The organism is Emticicia sp. CRIBPO, assembly GCF_009905725.1.
Taxonomy (GTDB): domain Bacteria; phylum Bacteroidota; class Bacteroidia; order Cytophagales; family Spirosomataceae; genus Leadbetterella.
Genome location: NZ_JAAAKV010000006.1, coordinates 180,726 through 192,135, shown reverse-complemented (window position 1 = coordinate 192,135; position 11,410 = coordinate 180,726). Strand labels below are relative to the sequence as shown.

The 11,410-nt window shown below is 47.0% G+C and carries 9 protein-coding genes; 8 read left to right on the top strand and 1 reads right to left on the bottom strand.

What is annotated here, in order from left to right; all coding sequences use genetic code 11:
• Positions 1-251 precede the first annotated feature (251 nt).
• The 6 genes from GVN16_RS13945 to GVN16_RS13920 all read left to right on the top strand — a co-directional run bounded on the left by GVN16_RS13945 (position 252) and on the right by GVN16_RS13920 (position 8,746).
• Positions 252-653, top strand: a complete 402-nt coding sequence (locus tag GVN16_RS13945) for a hypothetical protein (RefSeq protein ID WP_166564516.1) — start codon at positions 252-254, stop codon at positions 651-653.
• 469 nt (positions 654-1,122) lie between these two features.
• A complete protein-coding gene (locus GVN16_RS13940; RefSeq protein WP_166564515.1) occupies positions 1,123-4,113 on the top strand; it encodes a triple tyrosine motif-containing protein in 2,991 nt (996 codons plus the stop codon).
• Positions 4,114-4,247: 134 nt separating this feature from the next.
• A complete protein-coding gene (locus GVN16_RS13935; protein WP_166564514.1) occupies positions 4,248-4,877 on the top strand; it encodes a response regulator transcription factor in 630 nt (209 codons plus the stop codon).
• A gap of 180 nt (positions 4,878-5,057) precedes the next feature.
• Positions 5,058-6,587, top strand: a complete 1,530-nt coding sequence (locus GVN16_RS13930; RefSeq protein WP_166564513.1) for a hypothetical protein — start codon at positions 5,058-5,060, stop codon at positions 6,585-6,587.
• 31 nt (positions 6,588-6,618) lie between these two features.
• Positions 6,619-7,188: a hypothetical protein gene (locus GVN16_RS13925; RefSeq protein WP_166564512.1), complete on the top strand. Its 570-nt coding sequence runs from the start codon at positions 6,619-6,621 to the stop codon at positions 7,186-7,188.
• 274 nt (positions 7,189-7,462) lie between these two features.
• Positions 7,463-8,746, top strand: a complete 1,284-nt coding sequence (locus GVN16_RS13920) for a hypothetical protein (protein WP_166564511.1) — start codon at positions 7,463-7,465, stop codon at positions 8,744-8,746.
• A gap of 177 nt (positions 8,747-8,923) precedes the next feature.
• On the opposite strand, the gene GVN16_RS13915 is transcribed toward GVN16_RS13920, so the two are convergent.
• The gene (locus GVN16_RS13915; protein ID WP_166564510.1) at positions 8,924-9,673 is read right to left on the bottom strand and encodes a DeoR/GlpR family DNA-binding transcription regulator; all 750 of its coding nucleotides are present in this window, start codon (positions 9,671-9,673) and stop codon (positions 8,924-8,926) included.
• A 133-nt stretch (positions 9,674-9,806) separates the two neighbouring features.
• Between GVN16_RS13915 and GVN16_RS13910 the strand changes: the two genes are divergently transcribed.
• Positions 9,807-10,985, top strand: a complete 1,179-nt coding sequence (locus tag GVN16_RS13910; protein ID WP_166564509.1) for an MFS transporter — start codon at positions 9,807-9,809, stop codon at positions 10,983-10,985.
• Positions 10,982-11,371, top strand: a complete 390-nt coding sequence (locus tag GVN16_RS13905) for a VOC family protein (RefSeq protein ID WP_166564508.1) — start codon at positions 10,982-10,984, stop codon at positions 11,369-11,371. The genes GVN16_RS13910 and GVN16_RS13905 overlap by 4 nt, the downstream gene beginning before the upstream one ends.
• The last annotated feature ends 39 nt before the right edge of the window (positions 11,372-11,410 follow it).

Genomic DNA, 11,410 nt, shown 5'->3' with positions numbered 1-11,410 from the left:
TAATCAGTTATAATGAAATTTATGATTGAATAATCTCCCGGGTTTCTCGGAAATTTCTTCCCAAATTCTCGTGCTAAAATTATGCCGAAATTTTCCGGAAATATTTTATTTGAATTTATCGGGAATATTTCCGCTAAAATTCCGCCTGCCTCCCGACATTCTCGCCGGATAAGCCCCAGATTTGTATCGTCAAGCCGAACCAGGTACGGCACACGGAAGAAAGCGTGTCATGCCAGAAATTATAAAACGAGATGAAAACGACGATTCAAAGAGCAAAACAATTAATGACCCTTGCATTGATCATCAGCCTTGGAGGGATTCAGACAGCCTACTGTAACACATCAGACAGTACGCCTTCTTTAACAGAAGTTCATCACGCAGAAGCAAAGCAACCAGGAGTACATGTTTTATATCATCTGAACACTAAAGGATTTGCGATGAAGCAGATCAACATTACAAAACAAACATTTCCCAAGACCCTTACCCTGACTACCTCTTTTAGAGAGACCTTTAAAACTGACCTGTTCCCTTCTGACATTGAATTCAGCGAGTCTGTAGTATATGGTACTATGACCAGCAGGGAGATAGAGCTTCAGTCGAACTGGAAAGGCCCGGGAAGATACAAAAAATACAACGGTAAGTTCCTTGCCTGAGTGTGGTCCAAAAAGTAAAAATTAACTGGCAATTTAGCCACACAAGCGACCCAAAAACAATTAGAAGTTTACTTTATTGAGTGGAAAATTTACTTATTATTAAGAATTACATTACTGAGTGAAAAAGCGTATTTTTTTTAAAAAGATTAAGACTATTGAGTGAAAATTGATTTTAAGTATTGAGTGAAAGGTTTACTATTTTAGAGGTTTACATTATTGAGTGAAAAATTTACTTTTTTAAAACATTTGGCTATTGAGTGAGATTTAAATTTAAGTGTTGAGTGGAGGTTTACTAATTCAAGGTGTTATTGAGTGAGAGTAACCAGGGGCTGTCCAGAGTAAAATCGGGCAGCCTCTTTTTTTGTTTCCGAAGGAATTTTACTTTCAGCAGAATTCCCTCTTTTCCAATCCTCCCGCATATTTATGCGATAATTCCTTCATCGTATTTGCTTAACTTTGCCGTATGGTTTTGAGATATCTGGCAATCATCGGCATCTTTATGGCTGTCTTGCGAAGCGGACATGCCCAAAACTACATTTTCAACCGCCTCTCTATTGGTGACGGGCTTCTTTCCAACAACATATCTTCGGTCTGGCAGGATAAGACCGGTTATCTGTGGATCGGCTCACAAAGCGGACTCCAGCGTTATGACGGAGCCACCATGCGGACTATCCATTATGAGCGGACCGACCAGATGATTTCTGACCGGGACGGGCGTGTGTGGATCAGATCAGGCAATAAGGTGGGGATTTTTGATCCCCGGTCATTTTCAGTTGACTACGTCCCTTATGAAAACAGCGGGGAGGTTTTTAATCCTAACCGTATCTGGCTGAAAAAAGACGCCTCAGGGAAAATATTTCTCGTTCTGACAGGAAGAAACTGCCAGTATTTCGATGAAAAGAAAAAAGGTTTTTCAAAAGCAGCCAGCCCGTTTCAGGTTCCGGCAAACCTGCTGATAACCGATGTAGTAGAAGACCCCGCTCAAAACAGGTACTGGATGCTGGCGTTAAACGGTTTTGGGTACTGGGACAAAAAGACGCATTCTTATTACTCAGCTTCACACAATCCTTTCAATGACCCTTTGCTGAAAGACCCGCTGACCCCGGCGGCTGTTTCCAGGCTGTATATTGACAAAGAAAACCGGTTCTGGATGGCAGAGGCTTCGAGGATGGAGTCCCGTTTTCTTTGTTTTGACGGGAAAAAGAAAAAATACACCACCCGGGCATTAGTCCCGGACGATCAGCAGGGTGATTACTTCGAGGTGTATGGTTTCGGCAACTTCGAAGATTCTATTACGGTAGCGTATGGGTTGAATTGTTTCCGGGCATTTCAGAACAAGCTTTTTTCAGACCTGAGGTCAGCGGCAAATAATCCGTACGGGATACAGTTTAATTCCATTTCAGGCATATTAGAGGACCGGGAAAGGTTGCTTTGGGTGGCCACAGACAACGGTCTTTTTTATACCTCCGGCAACAAGCATGACTACGTCCGCATTATTTTGAGCCAGGAAAAACACCGCGGCACCATCAGCAGTCTGATAGAAGATGGTCAACGGAACCTGTGGATGAGCACCTGGGGCAGAGGCACCTACGTTTTTTCCGGCGGCCTGCAGGCGGCGGCTGTAAAAGAACTCAATAACCTGGACAGCTACACCAAATTTGTCTGGGCACTCTGTGCTGATGACAGACAACAAATCTGGGCCGGGTGTGACGGCGGGCGGCTTGCCAGGTACGACCCTCTTCGTAAAAAAGCCGGACTTTACCGGCCGGAAGCTTTTGAAAATAACCCGGTGCGGCAACTCATAAAGGACGATGAAGGACAGCTCTGGGCGGGACTCCAAAACGGAGATGTTTTTGTCTTCGATCCCGGTAATCCCCGGAAAATGGAAAGGGCTTTCCGGCTGGGAGGACCTGTCAGCAGGATGGTCAGGGTAGGTAAAGATCAGCTCTGGATGGCTGTTAACGGCAGGGGTTTGTTTGTGGCTGATATGCGGCAAAAAAAGATTATCCGGTCTATAGGCAAACAAAATGCCCGGTCGGGTCTTATTACCGGGATCAGGGATATTTTACCTTTGGATGACGGGACCTGCCTGATTGCCGGTGAAAAACTGGGCTCGGTTAACACCAGGAGTTTTCACGTTGATTTTGATTATCTTCCCACGGGCCAGTTCCGGGGACAATTGTTTACTTTGCAGAAAGACAGGGACAACAACATCTGGATTGGTGGTTCAGCCGGTATTTTTAAACTCAATACCTCAACAAGGATACTCACCCGCTATTCACAGCAGGACGGACTTATTACCGTGCATAACAACAGCTATGTTCCGGAAAGAAGCCTGGTTTTGTCGGATGGACGGATGGCTTTCGGCGGAAACCAGCACCTTGTGGTTTTCAATCCTGAAGAATATAAAACATCGGCAAGGCCGCCGGACGTTACTATAACAGGCTTTGAACTGAACGACCGCTACCTTCCGGCTGACTCATTGCTGAAACTCAAAACCATTACCTTGCCCTATGTCAACAATGCATTTGGGATTGATTTCGCGGCCATCAGTTTTGTCCAGAGAGGCCGGCTGACCTATGAATACAAACTGGAAGGGCTTGATACCGGATGGACTATCATTACGTCGTCACCACGTGTAAAATATAACTTTCTGCCGCACGGGCAGTATCGTTTCCTGGTTCGTGCACGGAACGAAGAGGGGCAGTATTCAGCCACTATAACAGAACTGAAGCTGAGGATCAGGCCGCCGTTCTGGAGGACCGTCTGGTTTTATGCCCTGGTGGTTTCTGCCGGTGCAGCCATTCTTTTTTATCTTCACCGTTTGCGGCTTCAGAAACTCCTGCACATTGAAAAAGTACGTAACCGGTTGGCACGGGACCTGCACGATGACATGGGCTCAACGCTGAGTACCATCAATATCCTCAGTACAATGGCCCAAAAAACGCCGGACGAAGAGAAAAGCAGGCAGTACCTGGGTACCATCAGCAGAACCACCCACCAGATGATGGAAGCGATGGACGATATTGTCTGGAGCATCAATCCGGTGAATGACAACATCGGTAAGATACTTGCCAGGATGAAGGAAACCGCCGGGACAGTCCTTGAGCCCCGGCACATCGACTACCGTTTTGAGGTAGATCCTTCCGTCCCGGAACTGCATTTGCCGATGGAGCCGAAGCGGGAAATATTCCTCATCTTCAAAGAAGCACTCAATAACATCGTTAAATACGCTGACTGTACGGTGGTGGTGTTTAACCTGTCTAAAAAAGGAGGTACACTGACCCTGACCATTACAGATAACGGGGTTGGATTTGAAACAACGGCCGCCGGATCGGCTGTGAGAGGGAACGGCCTGAAGAACATGCAAAGCCGGGCTGCCGGTTTAAAAGGGAAATTATCGGTCATTTCAGCACCTGGAGAGGGCACAACCGTCAGTTTATCCGTCCCTATCACATGAATATGCGTTGTTTTCAAAAAAAGCATGTACGATATTTGTATCGTCAAGACAATGAAGGGCTTACAAAAGATTTTCAGCGACTTTATTAAACCCGGACCGTTGACAGTGATTTAAAATATTAAGTTGATATTCTTATGATAAGGGTTCTTTTATACGACGATGCTGAGCAGTTCCGCGAAACAATGGGCATGCTGCTTGATCAGACCGACGAGTTTGCGGTAATCGGTAAGTTTGCCAACTGTGAAGCAGCCCAGGCAGATGTGATGCTGCTTAAGCCCGATGTAGTGCTGATGGACATTGACATGCCGGGTGCCAGTGGCATTGAAGGCGTACGCATGATCCGTAAAAAGAACCAGCACGTGAAAATTATCATGCTGACGGTTTTTGATGACAACAGGAACATCTACGATGCCATCCGTTACGGTGCCAACGGCTATATCTTAAAGAAAAGCACGCCCTCTGCCATCGTCAATGCCATAAAAGATGTATATGAAGGAGGGGCACCTATGAATTCCTCTATTGCGACACAAGTCTTGCAGATGTTTGCAGGAATGTTGCCGGGTGATATCAACTATGGCCTCACTGAAAAAGAGAGAGGCGTTTTGAAATCGCTGGTAGATGGCAACAGCTATAAAATGGTGGCGGCCGACCTGAATATATCGATCGATACCGTCCGGTCACACATCAGGAATATCTATGAGAAACTGCAGGTAAACTCCAAGAGTGAGGCGGTAGTCAAAGCCCTGAAGAACCGTATCGTGTGAGTTTTCTGCTGAAAGCGTATGTTGAGATAAGTCAGTGCCTTTACCGGCTCAGGTAATTTCCCGGGAGGGTTTTACAAGCCCTGAAAACATGTTAAAAATTAAACTGAATCATTTTTCGGATGAGATTTCCGTCAGGGAATCGCTGTGTCCGGACCTAAAATTTTTGTATCCGTTAAAGCCATGAAAACTAATGTATTTTTTGCCTTCTTATTGTTACTGTTTGTTGTTTTTTCCTGTAAAACGGATATCGTCGATTTGCCTGGCACAGGCACACCTCCGCAGGATACCACTTCGCAGAGAAGCTTCAGGATTGTCTTTGAAAATATGACCGGATACCGGGATGTACCGAATAACCTCACCGCGGTTCTTGCTGTAGAGAGTGCAAAGGGCACGGTTGTGAATCTGTCTGCTGCTGTCGTTTTTGACCGGCAATATACCACGGCAGTCGTTAAACTACCGAAAGGATCGTTTGTAATCAGAAAGCTGGTTATCACTGATGGGGAGGAAGTCGCCCGGTTTGCTACGCCTGTGGCGGGTTCTCCGAAAGCTCTGATGGTAACAAAACCGCTTAGCATTGCCCTGACACTGGATGAAAACACGTTGAAGGAGGTCAGGCTGGAAGTACTTCCCGTTGCCGTTTCCGACGCAGCTTCCGGCTTCGGATATCCTGAAGGCACCTTCGGCAAACCCCAGACAGACCCGGATTCAGATAAGCAGATTTTTGTTCACCCGGTCATCAGAATCGGAGAGGTGGTGTATGACAGTATCCCTACCCAGCTCGTGGTGAGAAGCTGGGATGTTAAGAACGAAATGACGTATCATGCCTATTCCCTGGCCGGAGGCAAGCAGGCTGTCAGTCTTTCAGGAAAGGCGGTAAAACACCAGCTTTCTATTTTAACATGGGGTATCAAAGACGAATTTACCCTGGCGAAGGGGCAGATTAAAGAAAATATGGTGTACACCATGGGCGGTGAAAGACCCGCAAAAAAACTGAAGACGGTATTTGAAACCAAGGTAGTAAACACAACTTCCTCTCCGCTTACTAAAACCAGTTATGAATACCACCCGAACGGGCAACTGAAACAGAAGCAGGTGCTGGGCAAGCGTCCGGACATGTCGAACTATGTGGTACAAAAGGATGTGTACGAATACACCAACAATAAGATCACAGGTATCCTGAGCTACGATGAGAATAGCCGGCTGGTAAAAACAATGTCCGCACAATACAATGCTGAAGGAAAGCTCACCGGCATGGAAGAAAAGAAAGGGGCTTTGTTGACCAGGGCAGTCGTTCATTATTTCCCGCTTGAAACCTGGTCCGGTCATCAGCAGGACTACCGTGCGGATGTGGTGTATACCTACGAACATGGCGACTACACCGGTTATTACAGCAAAACCATGCATGCCGGGGGTGTACTTGCGGATAAGTTCTCAAGGCACGGCAACCTGGAAGAGGGGCTTTACAACTATGACAGGTTGATCAACCCTTACGTTCACCTGGGCATTCCTGACTTATTTCTGAATCATCTTCCGAAGCACAACATGGCCGTTCAGTGGAAAACCTGGACAGGGGCACATCCTGAAATCATAGCTTACGATTTTAAATACACCTATGATGCAGAGGGTTATCCGAAGGAACTGCTGACCAAATACAGATCCTACACGACAAAGGCAGATGTCTACACCATCCGGACGACTTTTGAGTACTGAGGTAAATTTTGAAAAAGCTAAAAAACAAATTATGAAAAATTCATTGTTGAGATGCATCGTCGCAATAATACTGGTGGGTTCATTACAAGCCTGTGAATATCACGACGAACCAGCAACCGATCTCAAAGTGCCGGAAAGCCAGGTGGCTGGACTGGTAAAGAAAGCTTCAGCAAAACTCCCTTTTGAAGCTCCCTTCGCCCGGGCCATGGTCCGGAAAGGAGAGGTAATCGCTTCTTATCGCAAGGAGAAGGAATATCTCGTAGAGCAAGACGGGTTTGTCTGTCTTTCAACAGCTGCAGAAAGCTTTTACAGACTGCTTTATGAACAGATTATAAATACCCGTATTATGGCTCCGTTAAAAATGATCGAAAGCTATTTTGTCAGCGAAAGCCCGGTGACTAGAGTTTGCGACCCACAGACCTATGCCGCTTACACCACCGCCGGAATATGCCATTCCATGGAAGACATGGTCAGTTTTGCCAGGGCTTTTCAGGCAGGACTTATAGTCAGTGAGCGGGGTTTCCGGGAGATTCTTACGCAATTGGAAGAAGCGAGGGAATTTACACGGGACTGGCAAATCAGCTGCAGAGACGGGCGGTGAGGGCAGACAACGCCGGAGGCCGTTCTGTCGTGTTGATGCGTTTCCCGGATACCGCAAGTACCGGCATCTTTCTTTCCTGCACAGCAGCCGAATCCGTAGTTAATATCAGCTTCAAAGCGGCTGAAAAAGCGTGGAATGCGGTTTGAAACAGACTGGTTATCCGGTTGCCCGGGACCTTAAATCCGGGTGTTCGTGTAAAGTTGCAGGTTCTGAAACACGTGCGTAACAATGAACCTTCCTGACATCACTTTTAATATTTAATAATTACAAATCAATGAAACTGTTACTTAAAAAAACTTATTTTTCCTTACTGATTATCAGCAGCATCTCTCTCTTCACTGCCTGTGAAAATGAAAACAACGCCGAACCTGATCAATCACCTGAGATCACGCCGCTGGTCCGGCCGAAAGGAACAAGTAAGGGAACTCCTGTTGCCAAGAAAATCGGCCCTGAAGGCGGGCAGTTACAATCGTCGGACGGGAGTCTCACCGTTGATATTCCGCAGGGGGCACTGACTGCCGCCACCACGGTGAGCATTGAGCCTGTCAGCAATACCAATATTGCGGGTATCGGCAAGTCTTACCGCTTGCTGCCTCACGGACAGGTTTTTGCCAAACCCGTTACCATCACTTCATCATGGGCTGCCCAGGCAGACAGTATCGGTCTTTTGCAGACTCTGGGCTTTGCCTACCAGATGGACGACGGCGTCTGGAAGTTTGTAGGGGCACACGGTCTTAATACAGCCGGCCAGACGTTAAGTTTCAAGACGACGCACTTCAGCGACTGGTCCCTGATGAACAGAATCTCGCTTTCACCTTATAAAGCCGAAGTCGAAACGGGTAACAAATTAAGCATTCGTGCCCTGATATTTACCGAAGCGGATTGGGATAACTTGTTTGTGCCTTTGGTCAACAATCCGAACGGGCCTTACAATGAACCCGGCTATCCGGTCGGTACCGCTGCTCCGCTGCCTTCAAAATTTATAAAGTCATGGACTTTGACCGGGCAGGGTAATCTGACCCGGTCAACGGGACAGGCTGTAGAGTACCAGGCACCTGCTTCGGTCAACGGAACTGGTTTCGCAACCGTCAAACTGGAGTTGAATGCTCCGTCGGCAAGCAATCTTCACCTGCTGTCCAGTATCACGATCATGGGCGACAGCTGGGTAGAGCTCAGTATTAATGGCGGTTCTCCTGTTAAATTTCCTGTAACTCCGGTAACAAAGATGGGATCGAGGTACCTGATGTCTAACCCCGAGGATGAGGGAGGAGGTGAATTCCTGCTGACATGGACCGGAGGTGTGGGCAGTTATGCTTTTGACCTTTCCAATACAGGCACCCATTTCCATTTTATGCCGCCCGGAACTGCCTACACCAGTATGTATCTCCCTTCTGTTGATTCACCGCTACGTCCCAGCGAAGGCAGCGTAATCATCACAAAAATGGAAAACGGACGGGTAGAAGGTACTTTCAGCCTGATTAATGTGGGGGTTGGTGCACAGTTTCGTCCACAGGCTTCTGCCAGCGGTAAGTTTAAGGCGAGGGTGTTTATTCCTTAGGCAAAATTATGAACCTGATCGCTTTACACTTTATCAGATCAGACCGTTGAACTGAATATAAATGACACACACTTTTCATCTTTCAAAAATGTGGGGTTTTTGACTGAGGTATGGGGCATGATGATAAGAGACATCATGCTTCATTTTATAAAAATAATTCTTCCAGAAGATCGCTATTTACACCAGCTCTACTCCGATACCCCGGTAATGATCCAGCTTAGGGTCATTGCTGGGCAGGTCGGTAATCAGCACGTCGATGTCTTTTGTGTCGCACACCCTGAAGTGGAAGGTGCTGTTCAGTTTTTCGGCATTGCTGATGGCAATGTTTTTGGCTGACTGGGCCAGCATCACCTTTTTTATTTCTCCTTCTTCGCTGAGCGAGGCGGTTACTCCTGAATTCCTGTCAACGGCACAAGTGCCCATAAAATACAGATCTGCCCTGTAGGAAGCCACTTCCCTGTAAGTGTATATCCCGAAATTGGTCTGTACGGTTTTATTATAAAGACCACCCAGCACTACCACTTCAATGCCCGGATAATTGGACAGGACAGGAATTAAGGCGACGTTGTTCGTCACCACCCTGAACGACGCATCCATCGGAAACCTGGAAGCAATGGCACAGATGGTCGTTCCGCCATCCATAAAGATCGTTTGTCCGTTCCTTATAAACTGCTGGGCTTTGAGGGCAATGACGTCTTTTCCTTCGGTGAGATAACTGGTCCTGTCCTGGAAACTCAGCGGATTTTTCGAACGCTTAACGGCCCCTCCCGATACAATGGAAAGCAGGCCATGTTTGTGTAAAGTCTGTATATCCCGCCTGGCAGTGTCTTCCGAAATGCCGAGGTCCGCAGCAAGCGACTTATAATCAACAAGTTCGTCTCTGTCTAGTTTTTCCAGGATGTAATCAAATCGCTTTTCCTTGAGCATAGATAAATGCCACCAGGGGCTTTTATGTCAGACAAAATTAACATAAGCGGCCTGTTTTTTACAAGACCGGCAATAATTATTATTTGCAAATATATGCAAAATTGCATTTATTTGCAAAATCAAAACAATAAACATGTCTGAAACAAATAGTATACAAAAAGCAAGAATAGCGACCAGTGCTATTTTCCTGGTTTGCGGTTTAGGGATTTCGAGTTGGGCACCGATGGTGCCGATAGCGAAGGAGAGATTAGAGTTGAATGAGGCCAACCTCGGGCTTCTTCTTTTGCTGCTGGGTGCGGGAGCCATTACGATGATGCCTGTTGGCGGGATACTGTCCCATAAATTCGGAAGCCGGATTGTGATGGCTGTTTCGGCATTGATGATCGCACTTGTATTGCCGTTTTTAATCATCATTTCTTCTGTTTGGTATATGTCTGTGGCTTTGTTCATTTTCGGTGCGGCTGTGGGCACACTCGATGTGGCGATGAACTCACACGCCGTGCAGGTGCAGAACCGGTATGGTAAACACATTATGTCTTCTATGCACGGATTGTTCAGTGTAGGCGGCTTGCTGGGTTCGCTGGGGCTGGGTTCTCTGATGGAACTCGGATTGCCTGTCCTGACGGCCGCTGTCAGTATTTCTGTTCTTATTATTTTAATTATTATCACAACATATGGTTCCCTTTTGGATGCTTCAATGGAAAAAGAAGAAGCTCAGGGTGATGGTCAGAAAACTGAAGCTAAGGGAAACTTCAGTTGGTTGCGGGGAAGTGTCATTTTTCTTGGCTTTATGTGTTTTGCTGTGTTCTTGTCAGAAGGGTCTATGCTCGACTGGAGTGCTCTTTTTCTGAAGGAAAGCCTGGGTGTGGATGAGGAATTTTCCGGGGCGGGTTATGCCGCCTTTTCGCTGGCTATGGCCACGATGCGTCTGCTGGGAGACGGGCTCGTTCATCGTCTGAGCGAAAAAAAGATCGTTATCGGGGGAAGTTTTGTTGCTGCGGCAGGCTTGTTTTTAGCCATTACAGTGTCCTGGGTGCCTGTTTCCCTGCTGGGATTTGTGTTGCTGGGTATCGGGGCTGCCAATATCGTTCCTGTGTTTTTCAGTGAAGGGGGCCGTCTGAAAGGCGTGCCTGCTTCGGTGGCTATTCCGGCCATTACCACGATGGGCTATGCCGGGCAGCTGGCCGGGCCTGCCATCATCGGGTTTATCGCCCACTATTTTAATCTGCCTCTTGCCCTGGGATTCAGTGCCGCATTATTATTCTTAACCGGTGTCGCTTATTGGTTTAACAAACGAAAACAAACATCATGAAAATTGAACATTTAGCGATTTGGGTAGACGATCTGGAAGTCATGCGGCAGTTTTACTGCACCTATTTCAACATGAGCAGCGGCGAAAAGTACGTCAATGCGGTGAAGGGTTTCTCTTCCTATTTTCTCTCTTTCGGCGAAAACGGAACACGTCTTGAAATCATGCACAAGACAGACATTAAAGAGGCGTCAGCCAACCGCGGGCTTACGAAAGGCATCACCCATTTCGCGGTTTCAGTTGGAGATAAACAGACTGTAGACAGCCTCACGGAACGTCTGAGGGCAGACCACTACACCATTGATAGCGAGCCCAGGACCACGGGTGACGGTTATTATGAGAGCGTCGTGCTGGACCCGGAAGGTAATCATGTGGAGATCACGGAGTGATGGTTTTGCGGAAATATTGTACCTCTGAAACAAATCATC

Excerpts from the sequence above, each read along its gene's own strand:
- GVN16_RS13930 (WP_166564513.1), top strand. The coding sequence starts at position 5,058 with ATGAAAACTAATGTATTTTTTGCCTTCTTATTGTTACTGTTTGTTGTT.
- GVN16_RS13915 (WP_166564510.1), bottom strand. The coding sequence starts at position 9,673 with ATGCTCAAGGAAAAGCGATTTGATTACATCCTGGAAAAACTAGACAGA.
- GVN16_RS13910 (WP_166564509.1), top strand. The coding sequence starts at position 9,807 with ATGTCTGAAACAAATAGTATACAAAAAGCAAGAATAGCGACCAGTGCT.
- GVN16_RS13925 (WP_166564512.1), top strand. The coding sequence starts at position 6,619 with ATGAAAAATTCATTGTTGAGATGCATCGTCGCAATAATACTGGTGGGT.
- GVN16_RS13945 (WP_166564516.1), top strand. The coding sequence starts at position 252 with ATGAAAACGACGATTCAAAGAGCAAAACAATTAATGACCCTTGCATTG.
- GVN16_RS13920 (WP_166564511.1), top strand. The coding sequence starts at position 7,463 with ATGAAACTGTTACTTAAAAAAACTTATTTTTCCTTACTGATTATCAGC.
- GVN16_RS13935 (WP_166564514.1), top strand. The coding sequence starts at position 4,248 with ATGATAAGGGTTCTTTTATACGACGATGCTGAGCAGTTCCGCGAAACA.
- GVN16_RS13905 (WP_166564508.1), top strand. The coding sequence starts at position 10,982 with ATGAAAATTGAACATTTAGCGATTTGGGTAGACGATCTGGAAGTCATG.